Raw genomic sequence first — 20836 nt, 5'->3', positions numbered from 1 at the left:
GGGGCGTCGCTGGCCACGGCGGCGCCCCGTCCGCCTCCTTAGCTCAGCTGGCCAGAGCAGCTGCCTTGTAAACAGCAGGTCACCGGTTCGAATCCGGTAGGGGGCTCCACACCGGACGGCCCCGGGGCGCGCTCGCCCCGGGGCCGTCGTCGTGCGGCGTCGTCCGTGGTCCCGCACGGACGTGGACGGAACAGCGCGCCGCTGTGTCTGTGCTGGGCAGGGCACGTCGGTCTGCCCGATGGTGCCGGGCGCGCTCGGCACCATCGGACGGAGTGCGGATGACCATCGGACAGAGTTCCCCCGGAGGGGGTTCCGTGACCGGATCGTGACCGTACCGCGACACCACCGCCGAGCCCCCGGGGACCTCCCGGGCCGGTCACGACCGGCGGTCCTGTCACACCGAGGAGACACGATGTCGTCCACCACCTCCCTCCGCGCCCGCCGCCGCGCCGGCGCCCTCCTGTGCGCCGGGGTCCTCGCCGGCGGCACGCTCGCCGCCTCGCCGGCCACCTCCGCCCCCGAGCCGGACGACCGGGCCGGGTCCGCCGCCGTCGCCCCGGCGCCGAACCGCGGCATGGCCGCGTCCCCGGCCGAGCCCAACGCGGACGGCTACGACTCGTTCATCGTCACCTACAAGGAGACCGCCGCGAACAGCACCGCCAAGGGCCGTGCGCACGCGTGGGGCAAGGCCGCCAAGGAGGCCGGCGTCTCCGTGAAGGAGCTGCGCGAGACCGCGCTCGGCTCCCACGTGATCCAGGCCGACCGCACGCTGGACAAGAGCGAGTCCGCCGCGTTCATGGCGGACCTGAAGGCCTCCGGCGCGGTCGACGCCGTCGAGCCGAACGCCATCATGACCGCGAACGCGCTGTCCCCGGTGGACGCCCTCTACTCGCAGCAGTGGGGCTTCACCGGCGTCAACGGCATGCGCGTGCCCGGGGCGTGGGACTCCACCACCGGCGCCGGCATGATCGTGGGCGTCATCGACACCGGTCAGACCTATCACTCCGACCTCAACGCCAACACCGTCCCCGGCTACGACTTCATCTCGAGCTCCACGGTCTCCCGCGACGGCGGCGGCCGCGACGCGAACCCGGCGGACGAGGGCGACTGGTTCCTGGCCGGTGAGTGCGGCCAGCCCCTGGGCTCGGACTCCTCGTGGCACGGCACCCACGTGGCCGGCACCATCGCGGCCGTGGCCAACACGCAGGGCGTCGTCGGCGTCGCCCCGAACGCCAAGATCAAGCACGCCCGCGTGCTCGGCAAGTGCGGCGGCTCCCTGGCGGACATCGCGGACGCCATCGTGTGGTCCGCCGGCGGCTCCGTCCCCGGCGTGCCGAACAACCCGACCCCGGTGGACGTGATCAACATGTCCCTGGGCGGGTCCGGCACGTGCGGCACCACCTACCAGAACGCCATCAACTCGGCCGTCGGCCGCGGCGTGCCGGTGGTGGTGGCCGCCGGCAACGAGAACCGGGATGCCTCCCTGACCCGTCCGGCCAACTGCCAGAACACCATCACCGTGGCGGCCTCGGACTCCAACGGCAACCGCTCCTCCTTCTCCAACTACGGCGCGTCCGTGGACGTCACCGCCCCGGGCTCGGCCATCATCTCCACGATCAACACCGGCACCACCACCCCGGCCGGCGAGGGCTACACGAAGTACAACGGCACCTCGATGGCCACCCCGCACGTGGCCGGCACCGTGGCGCTGATGCTGGCGAAGAACTCCTCCCTGACCCCGTCCCAGGTGGAGTCCACGCTCAAGACCAACGCCCGTGCGATGCCCGGCGTGTGCTCGGGCGGCTGCGGCGCCGGCCTGGTGGACGCCACGCGGACGCTGAACGCGCTGGGCGGCGGCGCGACCCCCACGCCCACCCCGACCCCGACCCCCACCCCGACCACCGTCCTGGTGAACGGCGGCTTCGAGTCCGGCACCACCGGCTGGACCGGCGCCCCGTCCGACTTCGTCATGACGGACTCCGCGGCGGCCAAGTCCGGCTCCCGCTTCGGCGTCCTCAACGGCTACGGCCGCAGCAACACCGGCACGATCGACCAGCGGGTGACCGTGCCCGCCTCGGGCGCCTCGCTGACCTACAGCGTGCAGGTCGGCACGGACGAGACCACCTCCTACTCCAGGTACGACACCCTGTCCGTGCAGGTGGTGGACGGCTACTACGGCACCTACACCCTGAAGTCGCACTCCAACCTGGACCGCGGTCCGTACACCACCCACGCGGTGGACCTGTCCCGCTTCGCCGGGAAGACCGTGACCCTGCGCTTCAAGGGCACCGAAAACTACTCGGCCGCCACGGTGTTCCGGATCGACGACGTCTCCGTCACCGCGCGCTGACCCGCGCGGCCGGATCACGCGCACCCGGGCCGCCGTCCCCTCGCGGGGCGGCGGCCCGTCCGCCTCCGGTCCCGCGTGGTCGAGAAAGCCCCAGGCCCACCCGGGCGTCGGATTTGCCCGGTGGGGGAGGGTCCGGTACAGTTCAGCGAGTCGTCCGGGCCCTCCGCGGCCGGGTCGGACCCCTGGATCTTTAGCTCAGTTGGTTAGAGCGTTCGCTTCACACGCGAGAGGTCGCTGGTTCGAGTCCAGTAAGATCCACCGCCGCAAGGGCCCTCCTCCGGGAGGGCCCTTGCGCATGTCCGGGAGAGCGGGGAGCGCCTGCCCGGTGAGGCACGAGGCAAGGACACGGTGAGCAGCGTGGACCCACAGACCCCCCGAGACCGTCCCCAGGCGCCCGCGGCGGAGCCCGCCCCCCAGGCGGGTCCCATCCCGGTGCTGCGCCCCGCCGTCGTCCCCTCCGTTCCGCCGGAGGCCGCGGAGGAGACGGCCGACGTGGCCGCGTCCCCGACCCGTGACGAGGGCCCCGAAGAGGTCCTGCCGCCGGTCCTCGCCCCCGCCACCGCGGCACTGCCCGCCACACCGGGGGACGTCCCCCCGGCCGACGCGCGGTCGGACGAGCATCCCGACGCCGACCCGCCGCCCGCCGAGGCCCCGGGCCCCGCGGCCGACGCGCCGCTGACCGCGCCGCCGCTGTCCGAGGCCGTGCCGACGTCCGTCCTGGCCCCCGTGGAGGGCGTGGCCCCCACCGCCGAGCAGGCCGCGGAGACGGTCCCGGACCTCGTGGTCCCCGAGCCGGTGCTGCCCCACGGGCCCGAGGAGCCGCGGGGGCGCCGTCGTCGCCGGCAGGGGCGGGACCACCACCGGGCGGTGTTCGAGGAGACCCTGCCCACGCAGGCCCTCGTGATGGTGGACCGCCTGCAGGCCTCCCCGTACGGGCGACGCATGCGCTCGACCCTGAGCCGGCGGCGAGAGCAGGACGAGCAGGCCCTGGAGGCGCGCACCACGCTGGACTTCGCCCTCAAGCTGGGGGAGACCATGTTCGGCTTCGGGGCGACCTCGCTGGACGTGGAGACCTCGATCATCGTGGTGACGCAGGCCTACGGGGTCCACGAGACGGAGGTGGACCTGACCAACCAGGCCATCTCCCTGAACTACGCGCCCGACTCGAGCCGCGGCGAGGTGCCGTACACGCTCCAGCGCGTGGTGCGCTCCTACTCCACGAACTACGAGGGGCTCGTGGCGGTGCACCGCCTCGTGGAGGAGATCTCCGACGGGATGGTCGAGCGCGCGGAGGCCCAGCGTCGGCTCGTCGAGATCCGCCACCGGCCCAAGCCGTACCCGCCGGCGCTGGAGATTCTCATGGCGGGCGTGTTCGTGGCCTGCTTCGTCCCCTTCATCGGCGGCACCTGGCAGGGCGCCCTGCTGGGGATGGCCTCCACGTGGTTCGTCTTCTGGCTGCACACGCGGACCATGGCGTTCCTGCCGGAGATCTACTCCGTGATGATCGGCTCGTCGCTGGCCACGGCGGTCGCGTTCGGCGCGTACGTCCTCGAGGTGCCGATCAACCCCGCCCTGATGGTGGCCGGGGGCATCATGATGCTGCTGCCCACCTCGCGATTCGTGACGGCCGTGCTGGACGCCATCAACGGCTTCCCCGTGACGGCCGCCGGCCGCTTCATCTCCACGATGCTCGTCTTCGTCGGCATCATGGCGGGCATCATGGTGTCCGTCGCCGCGGCGGACCTCGCCGGCTTCCCCCGTCTCGACCTGGCCGCGCAGGTGTCCGCGGACTATCCCGCGCCGCTGCTGCTGGTCCTGGTGCTCGTCGCCACCGCGGCGGACGCCGTCGTCGAGCGCTCGGGCTGGCGGACCCTCCTGGCCTCCTGCGCGGTGACCGGCGCGGCGTTCTGCGCCCACACCCTGATCGCTGGCCTGGGCGTGGGCCCCACCCTCCTGCCGGCGTCCGCGGCCGCCGTCGTCGGCTTCCTGGGGAGGATCGTGGCCCTGCGCGTGGGCGCCCCGCCGATCGTGGTGCTGGTGCCCAGCATCCTGTTCCTGCTCCCTGGCTTCGCGATCTTCCGCGGCCTGTACGAGTTCACCGTGGAGACCACGTCCACGGTGGCCGGCGTGGCCGGGATCGTGAGCGCCCTCGTGGTGGTGGTGGGCATCGGCGCGGGCGCGGTGTTCGGAGACACCCTCGCCCGGCCCGTGACGGCCCGCCTGGTCGAGCACCGGAGCATCGGCCCGGAGGGGCGGCAGCGCTGACCCGGCCCGTCCCCGCTCGGCTCAGTCGGGAATGCGCCAGTCCACGGGCTCGGCGCCGGCGGCCTCGAGCAGGGCGTTGACCCGACTGAACGGGCGCGAGCCGAAGAACCCGCGGCTCGCGCTCAACGGGGAGGGGTGCGGAGACTCGACGACGCCGGCCCCGCCCTCGCGCAACAGCGGCGCCATGCGCCGCGCGTCGCTGCCCCATAGCAGGCCGACCAACGGGGTGCCGCGGGACACGAGGGCCCGCACGGCCGCCTCGGTGACCTCCTCCCACCCGATGCCGCGGTGGCTGCCGCTCGCCCCCGCCCGGACGGTCAGGACCCGGTTCAGCAGCAGGACGCCCTGCCCGGTCCACGCGGTGAGGTCTCCGTGGGTGGCCGGCGGGATGCCGAGGTCGTCGTGCAGCTCGCGGTAGATGTTCGCGAGGGAGCGGGGCAGGGGGCGGACGTGGCGGTCGCACGCGAAGCACATGCCGATCGGGTGGCCCGGCGTGGGGTACGGGTCCTGGCCCAGGACCAGCACCCGCACGTCCTCGAACGGCTGCCGGAAGGCCCGCAGCACGTGCTCCGGCGCGGGCAGGACCTGCTCCCCGGCCGTGCGGCGCGCGATCAGGTCCGCGCCGATGCGTTCGAGGGTGTCGGAGGAGTCGGCCAGTGCGGCGGCCCATCCCGGGTCCAGGGGTGCGATCAGGTCCATGCGCCCGAGCGTAGTGGCCGGCCGCCCGCGACTGACCAGTAGAGTGGCCGTCATGCTCCCGTCCGCCGCCCCCGACCCCGGACGGGGACGCGCCGCCGGGCTCACGGACCTGGAACGGGCGGTGCTGGACCTGGAGTCGCGGACCTGGCGCCATGCCGGAGCCAAAGACCATGAGATCCGCGAACGCCTGGGCGTCAGCCCGACCGCCTACTATCAGATGTTGAACGGACTGCTGGACCGGGAGGCCGCACTGGCCTACCGCCCGCTGCTCGTGACCCGGCTGCTGCGCTCGCGCGGCACCCGCAGCCGGGCCCGGCGCGGCCCGGCACCGGACCCGCCCGCCTCACCCTCGTCCCCGCAGGAGTACTAGACCGATGGCCTACCCCGCCGACCGCTTCGACGACGTCCCCGAGTACACCGATCAGCACGGCGCTCACCGGGAGGCGTTCGCCGCCGCCCCTGCGGCCGGGGCCGCGGGCGCCACCGCCGCCGGCGGTGGCGGTGGCGGTGTCCTGAAGTGGCTGCTGGCCGCCGCGGCCGCAGTCCTGCTGCTGGGCCTGTTCCTCGGCCTGGTCCTGCCGCGCCTGACCGGCGGCGGCGACGAGCCGGTGGCCGGCGGGGACGCCTCGACGTCCGAGCCCGCTCCCGCGGCCTCCTCGCCGGCGACCGAGTCGGGCGCCGCCCCGGCGCCCTCGTCCTCCGCGGATCCGGCCGCCTCGTCCACTCCGGCGGCCTCGTCCTCCGCCGACCCGGCGCAGGCCTCGCAGGACGCCGAGCGTTCCCAGGCCGCCGCCCAGTCCGCCGCGGCTGCGCAGTCGGCCGACGCCGCGCGCTCCCGGGCCGCCGCCGAGTCCGCCGCGGCCGAGTCCGCCGCCGCCGAGTCCTCCCGTGCCGCCGCGTCCCGCTCCACCGAGGAGGCCGCCCAGGCCGCCGCCGCGGCCGAGGCCTCCCGGTCCATCGCGGCCGAGGCCTCCCGCTCGGCCGTCGCGGAGGCCTCCCGGTCCATCGCCGCCGAGGCGTCCCGCTCCGCGGCCGCCCAGGCTGAGGCGTCCCGCTCTGCCGCTGCCCAGGCTGAGGCGTCCCGCTCTGCAGCCGCCCAGGCTGAGGCGTCCCGCTCTGCCGCTGCGCAGGCCGAGGCGTCCCGCTCTGCGGCCGCCGAGGCGGAGGCCTCCCGCTCCGCTGCGGCCGAGGCGGCCGCGGTGAAGAAGAACCCCGTGATCGTGTACAACGCCACGCGCATCAACGACCTGGCGGCCTCATACGCCGCGCGTCTGGAGGACGAGGGCTTCACCCGGGTGGACGCCCGCAATTGGCGCGGCCGCGGCGTGACCGCTGACGTCGTCCTGTACAACTCGCCCGCGCAGCGTGCCACGGCCGAGGCCGTGGGCCGCGAGCTCGGCTTCCCCGTGGAGCGCGTACCCAACCTGCAGGTGAACGGCGTCGCCGTCGTCGTCTTCGGCTGATCCCGCGCCGGCCCCGGCGGCCCCCGTCAGCCCTCCAGCAGGAGGTGCGGCGGGGGCCGTCCGCCGTCTGCGGAACCGGGCAGCCCCGCCCCGGGAGGGCTTTGCACTCTCCCGGGGCGAGTGCTCATAATGGGCTTAGCACTCCGACGGTGTGACTGCCAGCCGTACCCCTGGCGGCCGCACCGGGTCGGAGGACCTGCTCCACCGGTGAGGCCCCACGGGGCCGTCCGTCGCGGGCACCGCCGCGGGTCAGGCACTGCAAGGAAGCCCCCGTCCAGAAAGGACTGCACCATGGCCAAGACCATCGCATTCGACGAAGAGGCCCGCCGCGGCCTGGAGAAGGGCCTGAACACCCTGGCGGACGCCGTCAAGGTGACCCTCGGCCCCCGCGGCCGCAACGTTGTGCTGGAGAAGAAGTGGGGCGCCCCCACGATCACCAACGACGGCGTCTCCATCGCCAAGGAGATCGAGCTCGAGGACCCGTACGAGAAGATCGGCGCGGAGCTCGTCAAGGAGGTCGCCAAGAAGACCGACGACGTCGCCGGCGACGGCACCACCACCGCCACCGTGCTGGCCCAGGCGCTCGTCAAGGAGGGCCTGCGCAACGTGGCCGCCGGCGCCGACCCGATGGCGCTCAAGCGCGGCATCGAGAAGGCCGTCGAGGCCGTGACCGGCGAGCTGCTGGGCGCCGCCCGCGAGATCGAGACCAAGGAGCAGATCGCCGCCACCGCGTCGATCTCCGCCGCCGACAAGCAGATCGGCTCCCTCATCGCCGAGGCCCTGGACAAGGTCGGCAAGGAGGGCGTCATCACCGTCGAGGAGTCCAACACCTTCGGCCTCGAGCTCGAGCTCACCGAGGGCATGCGCTTCGACAAGGGCTACATCTCCGGCTACTTCGTCACCGACGCCGACCGCCAGGAGACCGTCCTCGAGGACCCGTACATCCTGATCGTGAACTCCAAGATCTCCACCGTGAAGGACATGGTGGCGGTACTGGAGAAGGTGATGCAGTCCGGCAAGCCGCTGCTGATCATCGCCGAGGACGTCGAGGGCGAGGCCCTGGCGACCCTCGTGGTCAACAAGATCCGCGGCACCTTCAAGTCCGTGGCCGTGAAGGCCCCGGGCTTCGGCGACCGCCGGAAGGCCATGCTCGCCGACATCGCGATCCTCACCGGCGGCCAGGTCATCTCCTCCGAGGTGGGCCTGTCCCTCGAGACCGCCACCCTGGACATGCTGGGCACCGCCCGCAAGGTGGTCATCACCAAGGACGAGACCACCATCGTCGAGGGCGCCGGCGACGCCGACCAGATCGCCGGTCGCGTGGCCCAGATCCGCTCCGAGATCGAGAACACCGACTCGGACTACGACCGCGAGAAGCTGCAGGAGCGCCTCGCCAAGCTGGCCGGCGGCGTCGCCGTCATCAAGGCCGGCGCGGCCACCGAGGTCGAGCTCAAGGAGCGCAAGCACCGCATCGAGGACGCCGTGCGCAACGCCAAGGCGGCCGTGGAGGAGGGCATCGTCGCCGGCGGCGGCGTGGCCCTCATCCAGGCCGGTGCCAAGGCGTTCGACGGCCTGTCCCTCGAGGGCGACGAGGCCACCGGCGCGAACATCGTGAAGGTCGCCATCGAGGCCCCGCTGAAGCAGATCGCCTTCAACGCCGGCATGGAGCCGGGCGTCGTGGCCGACAAGGTCAAGACCCTCCAGGACGGCCACGGCCTCAACGCCGCCACCGGCGAGTACGAGGACCTGCTGGCCGCGGGCATCAACGACCCGGTGAAGGTCACCCGCTCGGCGCTGCAGAACGCCGCGTCCATCGCGGGCCTGTTCCTCACCACCGAGGCCGTCGTGGCCGACAAGCCGGAGAAGAACCCGGCCGGTGGCGCCGAGGGCATGGACCCGATGGGCGGCATGGGCGGCATGATGTGATCTGCCGCTGAGCCGGCCCGGCTCCGGCCGGGCGCCCAGCACGCGAGGCCCGCCTCCCCTCCGGGAGGCGGGCCTCGCCGCGTCCGGGGACGACGGATCCTGGGGGACGGGCCCCACGGAGCGTTTTCGCACGTGGAACAGGGCCCATTCCACGTTCGAAAGCCCTGAAACGGCCGATTTCACGTTCGAAAGTGCGGGGGTGGGGCGGGGGCGGACGGGTCGGTCAGGCGCGGAGCGCGGCGAGCTCCCGGGCGAGGTTCTCCCGCGCCGTGGCCTCCCAGCGCGCCCGGCCGGCGGCGGTGGCGAACAGGTGGTCGGCCGCCAGGAGCCCCTCCAGGACGCGCGCCCGGCCGGTCCGCCACTGCTCCTGCGTGACGTGGGCGAAGTCGGCGCGGACCGCGCGGACGTAGGCGTCGTAGGCCTGGGCGCAGCGGCCCAGCACCTCGAGGTCCGCGTCGCTGAGCACCGCCCCGGCCGCGTCCCCGGGCGCGGGCCGGTGGTCCGAGGTCAGACGCACCAGGCGTGCCGTCTCGGCGACGACGTCGGCCGGCACCGCCAGCCCGGGCGAGGCCAGCATGCGCTCGGCCAGACGGGCGGAGTCCTCCTCGTCCTGCCCCGTCGGCCGGGCGGGGTCGGCGTCGTACACCGCGTCGTGGAACCACGCGGCCAGGCGCACGGCGCGCGGCCGGGGCCCGAGGTCCTCGCCGGCCCTCTCCAGCAGGTCCATCGCCTCCAGGACCGCGAGCAGGTGATCGGGGGAGTGGTAGCGGCGGTGCGGCTCGGACCAGCGCGCCAGCAGGTCCCGGCCGGCCGACGTCACGGCGGCCTCACGGGCGGGCGTCCCGGCGAACAGGGCCTGCCAGCGGCGTGTCAGCACCGCAGCCCGGCGCGCGGGACGTCGCCGGGCCGGGGTGCGCAGCCCCGAGCCCACGAGGCGGCGCACGAGCTCTCGACCGCTGACGGACTCCGCGCCGGCGGCCACGAGCTCCGCATGCCGGTGGGCGGGCACGTCGTAGTGGTCCAGGTCGAAGGCCCGCGGGGAGAGGCCCGTGTCCCGGGCGAAGGCGTGCAGCTCCTCGAGGCTGGAGTCGGAGACGAGGTGGGAGAACACCGTCCCGTGGGCGGGCCACGCGGGAGGGTCGATCAGGACGGCCATGCGCCCACCCTACGGCGGCGGACGCACGCGCACCCCGCCGTCCGGACGGACGTCGGGGCGTGCTGGCGCAGCGCGGGTCAGAACCGGAACATGGCGGCGTTCGCGGCCTCGGTCTCGCTGTACTGGGTGGCGGCCAGGTCCATGGCGCGGCGGATGCTCGCGAGCGACTCCTCCACCTTCAGCTGGGTGGCGCGCCACTCGGTGAGCACGCCCTGGAAGTTGGCGGAGGCCTGGCCGCGCCACGTGTCCTGCAGCTGGCGCAGGTGGGCCTCCATGGTGTTCACCTCGGTCTGCAGGCGGGCGATGGAGCCCTCCACGGCGCCGCTCTTGGCGCGCAGGTCCTCGACGTCGATCTGGACGATGGTCATGGTGTACCCCCTCGGTCGGGCGCCGGTGGTCCGGCGTCGGCTGTGCGGCGGGCGCCGCTGACCGTCACGCTACGGGCGGCACCCGCCGGGCCGGCCGGGACGCTGGGCCCGCGGTGGATCAGCGGGGCTCGTCCGTCGCCTGTGCAGGAGTGGTCCGGCCCGTTCCGTCGCCGGCCGGGGCGGTCCCGCCGTCGGGGACCCCGTCCCCGCCCTCGTCCCGGGTGGCGCGGACCTTCCCGGACGCGGCGCCGGCCGCGCCCCGCCGCGCCGCGGAGGCCCGGCGGAACATCTCGCCCGCGCGGGCGAGCCGGCCCCACTGGGCGGTCTCGGCGGACGCTCCGGGGCCGTGGTCGCCGTCGTCGGGATCCCCCGAGGAGCCGCTCCCGTCCGTCGTCCCCTCGGCGTCCTCGACCCCCTCGTCGTCGTCCTCCTCGAACGGAACCCAGGGCAGGGCCACGGAGAAGGTGGCGCCGCCGCCCTCGGTCTCCAGCAGCCGCACCGACCCGCCGTGCTGGGCCACGATCGCCGCGACGATCGCCAGCCCCAGTCCCGTGCCCCCGGTCTCCCGGTGGCGGGAGGCGTCCGCGCGGTAGAAGCGCTCGAAGATGCGCTCGGCGTCCTCCGCGGAGACCCCGTCGCCGTGGTCCCGCACCTCGACCACGGACTGGCGGCTGGCGGCCGCGTCCGCGCCCGTCAGGAGGTCCCGGGTGCCCACCGCCACCTCGATCGGGGTGCCCTCCGGCGTGTAGCGCAGGGCGTTGGTCACGAGGTTGACAACCACCTGGCGGAGGCGGTTCTCGTCGCCCATCAGGGGTGCTGAGACGGCCGGTCCGCCGTCGAGGCCGACCAGCGTGACCCGGCGCTCCGGCGCGTTGACGGAGGCGTCCATCATGGCGTCCATCCCCAGCACCAGCAGGTCCACGGGCGCGTGGTCCAGGGGGCGCTGCTCGTCCAGGCGGGCGAGCGTCAGCAGGTCCTCCACGAGGCGGTGCATGCGCCCGGCCTCCGACTCGATCCGGCCCATGGCGGCGGCCACGTCCTCCGGCTCGGTGATCCCGCCGTGCCGGTACAGCTCGGAGAACCCGCGGATCGTCACCAGCGGGGTGCGCAGCTCGTGCGAGGCGTCCTGCACGAACCGGCGCATCTTGTCCTCGGAGACCTCCTTGTCCCGGAACGCGGACTCGATGTGCGCGAGCATCGCGTTGATGGAGCGGGAGAGCCGCCCCACCTCGGTGCTCGGCGGGGCGGAGGCCACGCGCTGGGTGAGGTCGCCGGCGGCGATCTTCGCCGTGGTCCGCTCCACGCGGTCCAGAGTGCGGAAGGCCCGCTCGACCAGCAGGTTCGCGACGATGACGGACGCCGCCGTGCCGATCAGCCAGATGCTCACCACGAGCGTCACGACGCGGCTCACGGAGGTGGTGACGCTGTGCAGCGGCAGCGCGATGGCCAGGGAGCCCTCGCCGCTGCGCAGATGGTAGAGCTGCACGCGCCAGCCGTCGGAGCCGGGCTGCGTGCCGGGGACCTCGAACGAGCCGGACCCGACCGCGTCGACCTCGGCGGTGGTCATGCCGGCCAGGGCCGGGCCGTCCGTGCCGGGCAGCAGCGGCGTGCTCACCACGGGGTCGCCCCGGGTGTCCCAGACCACGCCGTAGAAGCGCAGGATCGAGTGCTGGGGGGAGTAGTACCCGCCCGTCTGCGCCATGGAGGTCAGGTACACGGAGACGGCGTCCCTGTTGGTCTCCATGTCCTCGTCCAGCTGGCGCACCAGCTCGGTGCGGAAGAGGACCGCGGTGACCAGGGCGATGACGGCCACGAGGATCATCATCAGCGCTGTGATCATCACCACGAGCTTGGTGCGCAGCGGGCGGGCGCCCCACCACGTCCGCCACCACGTGCGCGGATGGCGGACCCGGTCCGCCGCCCGGCGCAGGCCCTCCTCCACGTCAGCGCTTGTCGGCGGTCCGGAGCAGGTAGCCGACGCCGCGCTTGGTGTGGATCATCTTGTCCCGGCCGCCGATGTCGATCTTACGCCGCAGGTAGGAGATGTAGGACTCCACGATGGAGGCGTCGCCGTTGAAGTCGTACTCCCAGACGTGGTCCAGGATCTGCGCCTTGGAGAGCACCCGGTTGGGGTTCATCATCAGGTAGCGCAGCAGCTTGAACTCCGTGGGGGACAGCTCCACCACCTCACCGCCGCGGCGGACCTCGTGCGCATCGTCGTCCAGCTCGAGGTCGTCCACGCGCAGCACCGCGGAGTCGTCCTCGAGCGACGCCGTGCGGCGCAGCACGGCGCGGATGCGCGCCACCACCTCGTCGAGGGAGAAGGGCTTGGTGACGTAGTCGTCCCCGCCCACGGTCAGGCCGGTGACCTTGTCCTCGGTGCCGTCCCGCGCGGTCAGGAAGACCACGGGGAAGTGGCGCCCCGCGGCGCGCAGGCGGCGGGTGACGGTGAAGCCGTCCATGTCCGGCAGCATGACGTCCAGGACGGCGAGGTCGGGCTGGAACTCCTCCGCGGCCTCGAGGGCCTCGCGGCCGTCGGCGGCGGCGCGGACCTCGAACCCGGCGAAGCGCAGGGAGGTGGAGAGGAGCTCGCGGATGTTGGGCTCGTCGTCGACCACGAGGAGCCGGGCTTCGGGGTTCCGGGACTGCATGCCCCCCAGTGTGGCCGCCGCACCTGGGAGTCTGCTGGGCGTGTCCTGACTGGGCGGGAGGAGCGCGGTGGGGTCAGACGCGGGAGCGCCGGACGGCCGAGACGACCATGTGGAGGACCATCAGTGTGAAGCCCAGCGGCAGGCCGAAGAGGCTGAGCCCGTACAGGACTGGCAGGAAGGCCGGCGTCACGCCCAGGAAGTAGGACGCCAGCGCCCCGATCAGCGCGAGACCGGAGAGCGCCGTGACCGCCACGCCCACCGCCAGCAGCGTCCGGAGGGCGGCGCCGGGGACGCGGTCGGTGCGGGGGCCGCGGGCGTCGTCGGAGGCTGGGCGGGGCTGCGGGGCGGTCTGGGGGGAGGGCACCGTCCCACTGTAGTGCGGCTATCCTGGGGGATCAGTGACTCTTGTCCCCGCCGCCCGCAGCGAGGCGCGCGGCCGACGGTCCCACCGATGCCGCGGCGCACGGCCGCACCGGTGCGAGGACCCGGCCGCCCCGCGACGGACCGGCGTGCGGTGCGCACGCGGACCGGCCGCGCCCGCGCCCCGGGATGCCCCGACCGACGAAGGCAGGTGCCCAGATGCCCACGGGCCGCATCAAGTTCTACGACTCCGCCAAGGGGTTCGGCTTCGCCCACACCGACGACGGCGAGGAGGTCCACGTGCCCTCCTCGGCCCTCCCCTCCGGACTGACCGAGCTGCGCTCGGGCACCCGCGTCCAGCTCGGCGTGGCCGAGGGCCGCCGCGGCAAGCAGGCCCTGTCCGTGCAGGTCCTCGAGGACGGCCCCTCGGTCGTGCGCAACCACCGCCCGTCCCCGGACCGCATGGCAGGGATCGTGGAGGACCTCATCAAGGTCCTGGACCAGACCTCGAACGGTCTGCGCCGCGGCCGCTACCCCCAGCGCGCGCAGGCCGAGAAGATCGCCGCCGTGCTGCGCCGCGTGGCCGACGACCTGGAGGCATGAGGCCATGACCTCCCGTGACCCGGAGACCGACCCGGACGAGACGCACGGCCCCGACACGCTCGAGAGCGCCGCGGCCGAGAACGGCACGGCGACGCCCCCCGCCGCCCCGTCCCGGCGGCGGCGCGCCCCGAAGCGGGACGAGGTGCTCGCTGCCGCCGTGGCCGAGGCCCGCGCGGGCCTGGCCGGGCTGGCGTCCGACGAGCAGGTGGGGGAGCACCTCGGCGCCACCGCGGACGACGACCGCCTGATGACGCACCGCTTCGCCTCCGCCCTGCCGGGCTACACCGGGTGGGTCTGGTACTCCACCGTGGCGCGCGCCCCGCGCAGTCGGCACGTGACCGTGTGCGAGACGGGCCTGGAGGCGGGGGAGGGCGCCGTCGTCGCCCCGCCCTGGGTGCCCTACGAGGAGCGCGTCAGCGCCGAGGAGCGCGAGCGCCTGGCCGCCGTCGCCGAGGGCCGCGTCCCCGACGAGGACTGACGACGCCGGCGGGGCAGGTCGTCGCGTGCCGACCCGCCCCTCCCGTGCACCGGGCTCAGCCCAGCCGCTCCACGACGTGGTCGATGCAGGCCAGCAGGGCGGTGACGTCCTCCGGGTCGATCGCGGCGAACGTGGCGATCCGCAGCTGGTTGCGTCCGAGCTTGCGGTACGGCTCCACGTCCACCACGCCGTTCGCGCGCAGGGCCTTCGCGACGGCGGCGGCGTCCACGGAGTCCGCGAAGTCCACCGTGCAGATCACGGCCGAGCGGTCCTCGGGACGCGTGACGAACGGGGCGGCCACGTCCGAGGCCTCCGCCCATGCGTACACGCGGGCGGAGGAGTCGGCGGTGCGGCCCGTGGCGAAGTCCAGGCCCCCGTGGCCGTTCATCCAGCGCAGCTGGGCGTCCAGCATCACGAGCGTGGCCAGGGCGGGCGTGTTGTACGTCTGGTCCTTGAGGGAGTTCTCCACCGCGATGGACAGGTCCAGGAACTCGGGGATCCAACGGCCCGAGCCCGCGATCTCCGCCACGCGGGCGAGCGCCCGCGGGGAGAACAGGGCGAGCCAGAGGCCGCCGTCGGAGGCGAAGTTCTTCTGCGGGGCGAAGTAGTAGACGTCCGCCTGGGACACGTCCACGAGCAGGCCGCCCGCGGCGGAGGTCGCGTCCACCATCACGAGCGCGTCCTCGTCGATCCCCTCGGGCCGCACCACGGGCGCGGCCACGCCGGTGGAGGTCTCGTTGTGGGGCCACGCGTAGACGTCGACGCCGGCCACGGCCTCCGGCGCGGGGCGGGTCCCGGGCTCGGCGGTGCGGACGTCCGAGGCCTCGAGGAACGGGGCCCGGTCCGTGGCGCGCGCGAACTTGGCGCCGAACTCGCCGAAGGAGAGGTGCTGTGCCTTCGAGCGGACCAGGGAGAACGCGGCGGCGTCCCAGAAGGCGGTGGATCCGCCGACGCCCAGGACCACCTCGTAGCCCTCCGGTGCGGAGAAGAGCTCCGCGACCCCGTGGCGCACGGAGCCGACGAGGTCCTTCACGGGCCTCTGGCGGTGGGAGGTGCCCAGCAGGCCTGCGGCGTCCTGCAGTGCCTGCAGCTGCTCGGGCCGGACCTTGGAGGGGCCGGCGCCGAAGCGGCCGTCCCGGGGTAGCAGGTCCTGCGGGATCGTGATCTGGTCGGGGGAGGGCATGGGTGCTCCTGACGCATCGGGGACGGGCCGGTCCCATCCTCCCCCTCCGGCACCGTGCCGCCGCGCACGTGACCGCCCCCCTGGCTAGGATGTCCGGGACGAGCGCTCTGGAGGAGGCCGCGGCATGACGGACCTGATCGACACCACCGAGATGTACCTGCGCACCATCCTCGAGCTCGAGGAGGAGGGGATCACGCCCCTGCGCGCGCGGATCGTGGAGCGCCTGGAGCACTCCGGCCCCACCGTCTCCCAGACCGTGGCGCGCATGGAGCGCGACGGCCTGGTGCACGTCGGCCCGGACCGTCGGCTGGACCTGACCCCCGAGGGCCGCGAGCACGCCGTGGCGGTGCTGCGCAAGCACCGCCTCGCCGAGCGCCTGCTCGCGGACGTGATCGGCCTGGACTGGGCCTACGTCCACGACGAGGCCTGCCGCTGGGAGCACGTCATGAGCGACCAGGTGGAGCGCCGGCTGCTCGAGATCCTGGAGAACCCCACCGAGACCCCCTACGGCACCCCCATCCCGCCGCGCCCCGAGGTCCGCTCCGCGGAGGAGTGGAGCCGGGACATGGGACTGCCCGGGCAGGTGCTCGCCGCCGTCGCCGCCACGCCCGGCCGCTGGCGCGTGCGCAGCCTGGCGGAGGGGGTGCAGGCGGACCCCGCTCTGCTGGCCGAGCTCGGCCGCGCCGGGATCGTGCCGGGGGCCGAGGTGCGGGTCCGGCCCGCCCTCGAGTCCGGCTACGTGCGCGTCCAGGCCGAGGGCGCCGGGGACGGCGCCCTCGAGCTCTCCGAGGAGACGGCCGGCCACGTGTGGGTCGAGGGCGCCTGACCGCGTCCCGGGCGGCCGGGGCATGACGGCCGCGTGATGCGGCGATGACGCGCCGGTGACGTTCCCGTACGGCGGCGCGCCGACACGCGGCACGCGGCCGTGTCGGGGCCTACCGTGGCGGCAGAGCAGCTCCGTCCGTCACCCCCCGAGGCCCGTCATGCGCACACTCGTCCTGAACGCCGGCTACGAACCCGTCTCGGTGGTCTCCGACCGCCGGGCGCTGCTGCTCGTGGCGGCGGGGAAGGCCAGCGTCCTCGAGGACGGCGGGGACCCGGTGGTGAGCCCCGGCCGGGAGTGGGGCCGGCCCCTCGTGATCCTGCTCCACCGCTACATCCGGGTGCCCGCCGCCCGCCCGCTGGGCGCCACCCGCGCCGGGGTGCTGCGCCGCGACGGCCATCGCTGCGCCTACTGCGGCGCCCACGCGACCACGGTGGACCACGTGCACCCGCGCTCCCGTGGCGGGCAGGACACGTGGGAGAACCTCGTGGCCTGCTGCCTGCGCTGCAACGGGGTCAAGGCGGACCGCTCCCTCGAGGCCCTCGGCTGGCGCCTGCGCGTGACCCCCGCCCGGCCGCGGGGCGCCCAGTGGCGCCTGCGAGGCCTGGAGCGCCCCGCCCCCGCGTGGGAGGGCTGGCTGCAGCTGGCGGCGTGAGCGCGGCCGCCGGGCGGGCCGGCCGTCATCGGGTCCCGCCGCCGGCCGCCCCTGTGCCCGGGGCGAACTCCGCCGCCGCGCGGGCCGTGCGTCGTTAGCCTGGACCAGCCGTGCGTCCGGGATCCGCCTGCGCACCGCGGAGTCGGAGAGGTCGGTGGGCCCATGAGCATGGAGTCGGCGGCGCGCGTGTCCATGATGCGGATGCAGCGCGGCACGGACGGGGCGGAGGGCCAGGCCCTCGCCCCCGGGACCGTGCGTCGGACGGTCGCGTTCGCGGCACAGTACCGGGCGCGCCTCGTGGTGTTCGTGGTCGCCTCCGTGGTGGGTGCGGTGCTCGGGGTGGCGTCGCCGGTGCTGGCCGGTGACGTGGTCAACGCGATCACAGGCAGTCGGGACTCCGGGCTGATCGTGCGGCTGGCGCTGCTGATCGCGCTGGTGGCCGTGGCGGACGCCGCCGTGGGCGTGTTCACCAAGTGGCTCTCCTCGGGGCTCGGCGAGCGCGTCATCTACGACCTGCGCACGCGCGTGTTCGACCACGTCCAGCGCATGCCGGTGGCGTTCTTCCAGCGCACGCGCACCGGCGCACTGGTCTCCCGCCTGAACAACGACGTGATCGGCGCCCAGTCGGCGATCTCCCGGACGCTCTCCGGTGTGGTGGCCAACGTCGTCTCCTTGGCCCTGACCCTCGGCGTCATGCTGGCCACGAGCTGGCAGATCACGCTGCTGGCGCTCGTCCTCCTGCCCCTGTTCCTGATCCCCGCCCGCTGGGTGGGCGGGCGCCTGGCCGGGCTCTCCCGGGAGCGGGCCGGGCACAACGCGGCCATGGGGGACCAGATGACGGAGCGGTTCTCCGCCCCGGGTGCCACCCTCATCAAGCTCTTCGGGGAACCCGGCGCGGAGTCGGCCGAGTTCGCCCGCCGCGCGGACCGCGTGCGCGCCACCGGCGTGGACATCTCCGTGCGGCAGGCCGTGTTCACCACGCTGCTCACGCTGGTCTCGGCGCTCGCGCTCGCGGCCGTGTACGGGGTGGGCGGCCTCCAGGCGGTCGCGGGCACGCTGGACGCGGGCGACGTCGTCACCATGGCGCTGCTGCTGACGCGCCTCTACGCGCCCCTGACCTCCCTGGCCAACGCCCGGGTGGAGATCATGAGCGCGCTGGTGTCCTTCGAGCGGGTGTTCGAGGTGCTCGACCTCGAGCCCTTGATCCAGGAGCCGGCCGCGCCGACGCCCGTGCCCGCCGGTCCGCTGTCCGTGCGGCTGCGGGACGTGCGGTTCGCCTACCCCACCGCGCAGGAGGTGTCCCTGGCCTCGCTGGAGGAGGTGGCCGTGCTGGACACCCGCGGCGGCGAGGAGGTGCTGCACGGGATCGACGTGGAGATTCCGGCCGGCCGCACGGTGGCGCTCGTCGGGTCCTCGGGGGCGGGCAAGTCCACCGTCGCCTCCCTCGTGACGCGGCTGTACGACGTCAGCTCCGGCGCCGTGGAGATCGGCGGCGTGGACGTGCGTCGGATGGCGTTCCGGGACCTCCAGGACGCCGTCGGCATGGTGACGCAGGACGGGCACCTGTTCCACGACACCGTGCGCGGGAACCTCCTGCTGGCGCGGCCGGACGCGTCCGAGGCCGAGGTGTGGGACGCCGTCGAGCGGGCGCGGCTGCGGGGTGTGGTGGAGGCCCTGCCGGACGGGCTGGACACCGTGGTAGGCGAGCGCGGGTACCGGCTCTCCGGCGGCGAGCGCCAGCGCATGACCATCGCCCGGCTCCTGCTGGCGGCCCCGCGCGTCGTGGTCCTGGACGAGGCGACGGCGGCGCTGGACTCCACCAACGAGCGCGCCATCCAGGAGGCGCTGGGGGAGGCGCTGGCCGGGCGGACCGCCGTGGTGATCGCGCACCGGCTCTCCACCGTGCGGGACGCGGACGAGATCCTCGTGCTCGAGGGCGGGCGGATCGTGGAGCGCGGCACCCACGCCGAGCTGCTGGCCGCCGACGGGCGGTACGCCGAGCTGTACACCACGCAGTTCGCCGAGCAGGGGTGAGCGCAGGGGTGTTCCGGGACATGACTGTTCATGTCATCTGAACGTTCAGATAGCATGAACGCATGCGCTGGATAGCCCCGGGCCCGGAGGAGACCGCTCCCTATGCGCGCGCACTGGCCGGTGTGGACGTCGTCCCCGACGCTGCCGGAGAGACGGTCCTTCTCCCCACTGGTCAACGGCGGCGGCTCGCGCTCTGGGGGGATGTGGATGCCGTGGACCCCCGTCGGGAGTCATCGAGTGTGCTCGAGGCACTGGAGATCGTGCCCGTGACGGAGGGTGACCTTCTCCTGCTCCCCGTCGTGGACGCCGCCCTCGGGCGCCGTCTGCGGGACCGTGGCGTGGCCTATGTGGACCGCCACGGTAACGCTGACATCCGAGCTCCCGGCCTCCTCATCCATGTCGAGGGGCGACGCCGCGCCACGGCGGCTCGGAGGTCCGATGTCCACGGGGGGTATGGCGGTCGGATCAGCACGCCATCGGGTCTCAGGGTGGTCTTCGCCCTGCTGTGCGTGCCGGATCTGCGTCAGTCGCCCGTGCGTGACGTCGCCAGAGCCGCCGCGGTCTCCGTCGGCTCGGCCCAGCAGGCCCTCCACGCTCTTCGTCAGCAGGATTACCTGGTCCCGGCGGGTCGTCCGCAACGCGCGCTCGGCCGGCGAGGTGACCTCATACGCCTCTGGGCGTTGGGATATCGAGAAAGGCTCGTGGGGACGTTGGCGACGAGGTTCGTCACTGCCCCGACACCGCCCCTGCTGCTGGCGGAGACCTTGATGGAGCGCACGGACGCCACCCTGGCCGGCGACGCCGTGGCGCCGACCGTGCGGAACGGGACCGGCGTGGTCGTGTTCGACCGTCCGCCGTGGGCTGACGTGGTCAGGGTCGGTCGACTGCGCACAGCGGCGGAGGCCACCGACATGGTCCTGCGCGAGCGGTTCTGGGACGAGAGCCTCCTCATGGTCGGTCCGACGGCACCTCCGCTACTGACAGCGGCGGAACTCCTCTGCACTGTGGACCCTCGACTGCGTGAGGCGGGGGAGCAGGTGCTGGATGAGGAGGCCCGCCGTGGATGACCCCTTTGCGGACATCGCCTCCGTGCTTCACACGGTCTCCCATCGTGTGGGGTCCGAGATCATGGTGATCGGCGCCCATGCTCGCGATGCGGTGCTCGCGCAGCTCGGAGCGCAGCCGGGGCGACAGACTGAGGACGTCGATGTGGTCGTCGGCATCCCGGCTGGCACGTCGTACAGGGCGGTGGTCCAAGCGCTGGGGACTCCTGTCAATGAGAAGGGGTACACGTTCACTGTCGAAGGCATGCCGGTGGACGTGCTCCCGTCCATCGACGTCCCGGAGGAAGCAGCTCGTTTCTCGCCTGCGCGCGACATCGTGCTGGATGTGCGCGGCCAAGCAGAGGCGTACGCGTCCGCCATGCAGGTCGAGGTGGCGCATGACTGCGTGGTGCGCGTGCCCACGGCTGAGGCGCTGGCCCTGCTCAAGGTCATCGCATGGAACGTCCGCCGTGGTCAGACTTCCAAGGATGCGAAGGACCTGCGCGCACTCCTGGACGCGATAGTGGAGCGACGACTCGAGTCCGACGCCCTGTGGGAGTCCGACACTCTGGCGCGTTTCGACCATGACCCCGACGCGGCAGCCTGGTGGATCGTCGGGTCAGGGGCGATCGCGGGGCTGCCTGTGGCCGCTCGCGTCTGTGCTCAGATCATCGCGGAAAGCGGCGAAGCCCTGCTGCATGACATGGGCCTGTCCGGCCCCCTCCGCGTCTGGGACCTGCGCCTCGCAGCGCTCCGGCTGGGACTTGAGGGCCGCTGAC

The 20836-nt window shown here is 73.8% G+C and carries 19 protein-coding genes and 2 tRNA genes; 14 read left to right on the top strand and 7 right to left on the bottom strand.

The genetic code is table 11. The annotated features are described in order from the left end of the window. Positions 1–32: 32 nt before the first annotated feature. The 4 genes from BJ976_RS09010 (at position 33) to BJ976_RS08995 (ending at position 4615) form a co-directional block, all read left to right on the top strand. Positions 33–109: transfer RNA gene (locus BJ976_RS09010), tRNA-Thr, on the top strand. A gap of 303 nt (positions 110–412) precedes the next feature. Beyond that, on the top strand, positions 413–2350 hold the full coding sequence (locus BJ976_RS09005) for a S8 family peptidase (protein WP_135029976.1): 1938 nt from the start codon (positions 413–415) through the stop codon (positions 2348–2350). Between the two features lie 184 nt (positions 2351–2534). Then, positions 2535–2608 (top strand) — tRNA-Val (locus BJ976_RS09000). Positions 2609–2707: 99 nt separating this feature from the next. Next, positions 2708–4615 carry a threonine/serine exporter family protein gene (locus BJ976_RS08995; protein WP_135029978.1) on the top strand — a complete coding sequence of 636 codons (1908 nt, stop codon included), beginning with the start codon at positions 2708–2710 and terminating at the stop codon, positions 4613–4615. A 21-nt stretch (positions 4616–4636) separates the two neighbouring features. Here the strand turns inward: BJ976_RS08995 and BJ976_RS08990 are convergent, their stop codons facing one another. Continuing rightward, on the bottom strand, positions 4637–5314 hold the full coding sequence (locus BJ976_RS08990) for a uracil-DNA glycosylase (protein WP_135029980.1): 678 nt from the start codon (positions 5312–5314) through the stop codon (positions 4637–4639). 52 nt (positions 5315–5366) lie between these two features. Between BJ976_RS08990 and BJ976_RS08985 the strand changes: the two genes are divergently transcribed. The 3 genes from BJ976_RS08985 (at position 5367) to groL (ending at position 8703) form a co-directional block, all read left to right on the top strand. After that, the gene (locus BJ976_RS08985; RefSeq protein ID WP_135029981.1) at positions 5367–5684 is read left to right on the top strand and encodes a DUF3263 domain-containing protein; all 318 of its coding nucleotides are present in this window, start codon (positions 5367–5369) and stop codon (positions 5682–5684) included. Between the two features lie 4 nt (positions 5685–5688). Continuing rightward, positions 5689–6777 carry a LytR C-terminal domain-containing protein gene (locus BJ976_RS08980; RefSeq protein ID WP_135029983.1) on the top strand — a complete coding sequence of 363 codons (1089 nt, stop codon included), beginning with the start codon at positions 5689–5691 and terminating at the stop codon, positions 6775–6777. A 291-nt stretch (positions 6778–7068) separates the two neighbouring features. Further along, positions 7069–8703 carry a chaperonin GroEL gene (groL, locus tag BJ976_RS08975; protein ID WP_135029985.1) on the top strand — a complete coding sequence of 545 codons (1635 nt, stop codon included), beginning with the start codon at positions 7069–7071 and terminating at the stop codon, positions 8701–8703. Between the two features lie 223 nt (positions 8704–8926). Here the strand turns inward: groL and BJ976_RS08970 are convergent, their stop codons facing one another. From BJ976_RS08970 to BJ976_RS08950, 5 genes are all read right to left on the bottom strand, one after another. Further along, positions 8927–9859 carry a DUF4031 domain-containing protein gene (locus BJ976_RS08970; protein ID WP_135029987.1) on the bottom strand — a complete coding sequence of 311 codons (933 nt, stop codon included), beginning with the start codon at positions 9857–9859 and terminating at the stop codon, positions 8927–8929. Between the two features lie 77 nt (positions 9860–9936). After that, the gene (locus BJ976_RS08965; RefSeq protein ID WP_135029989.1) at positions 9937–10227 is read right to left on the bottom strand and encodes a WXG100 family type VII secretion target; all 291 of its coding nucleotides are present in this window, start codon (positions 10225–10227) and stop codon (positions 9937–9939) included. Positions 10228–10345: 118 nt separating this feature from the next. Next, positions 10346–12169 carry a sensor histidine kinase gene (locus BJ976_RS08960; RefSeq protein WP_311768988.1) on the bottom strand — a complete coding sequence of 608 codons (1824 nt, stop codon included), beginning with the start codon at positions 12167–12169 and terminating at the stop codon, positions 10346–10348. A 1-nt stretch (position 12170) separates the two neighbouring features. After that, a complete protein-coding gene (locus tag BJ976_RS08955) occupies positions 12171–12878 on the bottom strand; it encodes a response regulator transcription factor (protein ID WP_135029990.1) in 708 nt (235 codons plus the stop codon). Positions 12879–12951: 73 nt separating this feature from the next. After that, the gene (locus tag BJ976_RS08950) at positions 12952–13242 is read right to left on the bottom strand and encodes a hypothetical protein (protein WP_135029992.1); all 291 of its coding nucleotides are present in this window, start codon (positions 13240–13242) and stop codon (positions 12952–12954) included. Positions 13243–13457: 215 nt separating this feature from the next. On the opposite strand from BJ976_RS08950, the gene BJ976_RS08945 reads away from it, so the two are divergent. Continuing rightward, the gene (locus BJ976_RS08945) at positions 13458–13841 is read left to right on the top strand and encodes a cold-shock protein (RefSeq protein ID WP_135029994.1); all 384 of its coding nucleotides are present in this window, start codon (positions 13458–13460) and stop codon (positions 13839–13841) included. Positions 13842–13845: 4 nt separating this feature from the next. Next, a complete protein-coding gene (locus BJ976_RS08940) occupies positions 13846–14319 on the top strand; it encodes a DUF3027 domain-containing protein (RefSeq protein ID WP_135029996.1) in 474 nt (157 codons plus the stop codon). Positions 14320–14374: 55 nt separating this feature from the next. On the opposite strand, the gene serC is transcribed toward BJ976_RS08940, so the two are convergent. Then, positions 14375–15502 (bottom strand): phosphoserine transaminase, encoded by a 1128-nt coding sequence (gene serC, locus BJ976_RS08935; protein ID WP_135029998.1) that lies wholly within the window; start codon positions 15500–15502, stop codon positions 14375–14377. A 124-nt stretch (positions 15503–15626) separates the two neighbouring features. Here serC and BJ976_RS08930 point away from each other — a divergent pair, with 124 nt between their 5' ends. The 5 genes from BJ976_RS08930 to BJ976_RS08910 all read left to right on the top strand — a co-directional run bounded on the left by BJ976_RS08930 (position 15627) and on the right by BJ976_RS08910 (position 20835). Then, positions 15627–16328, top strand: a complete 702-nt coding sequence (locus BJ976_RS08930; RefSeq protein ID WP_135030000.1) for a metal-dependent transcriptional regulator — start codon at positions 15627–15629, stop codon at positions 16326–16328. Positions 16329–16485: 157 nt separating this feature from the next. Continuing rightward, positions 16486–16980, top strand: coding sequence for an HNH endonuclease (locus tag BJ976_RS08925; RefSeq protein ID WP_135030002.1), 495 nt, complete (start codon positions 16486–16488; stop codon positions 16978–16980). 162 nt (positions 16981–17142) lie between these two features. Next, positions 17143–19014: an ABC transporter ATP-binding protein gene (locus BJ976_RS08920; RefSeq protein ID WP_184231846.1), complete on the top strand. Its 1872-nt coding sequence runs from the start codon at positions 17143–17145 to the stop codon at positions 19012–19014. 62 nt (positions 19015–19076) lie between these two features. After that, entirely contained in the window at positions 19077–20081 is a 1005-nt protein-coding gene (locus BJ976_RS08915) for a type IV toxin-antitoxin system AbiEi family antitoxin (protein ID WP_135030004.1), read from the top strand. Next, positions 20074–20835 (top strand): nucleotidyl transferase AbiEii/AbiGii toxin family protein, encoded by a 762-nt coding sequence (locus BJ976_RS08910; protein ID WP_229667230.1) that lies wholly within the window; start codon positions 20074–20076, stop codon positions 20833–20835. Before BJ976_RS08915 ends, BJ976_RS08910 begins: the two co-directional genes overlap by 8 nt. The last annotated feature ends 1 nt before the right edge of the window (position 20836 follow it).

This window comes from Micrococcus flavus (genome assembly GCF_014204815.1).
Taxonomy (GTDB): Bacteria; Actinomycetota; Actinomycetes; order Actinomycetales; family Micrococcaceae; genus Micrococcus; species Micrococcus flavus.
The sequence above is the reverse complement of the archived record's forward strand: the minus strand, read 5'-3'. Positions and strand labels throughout refer to the sequence as shown.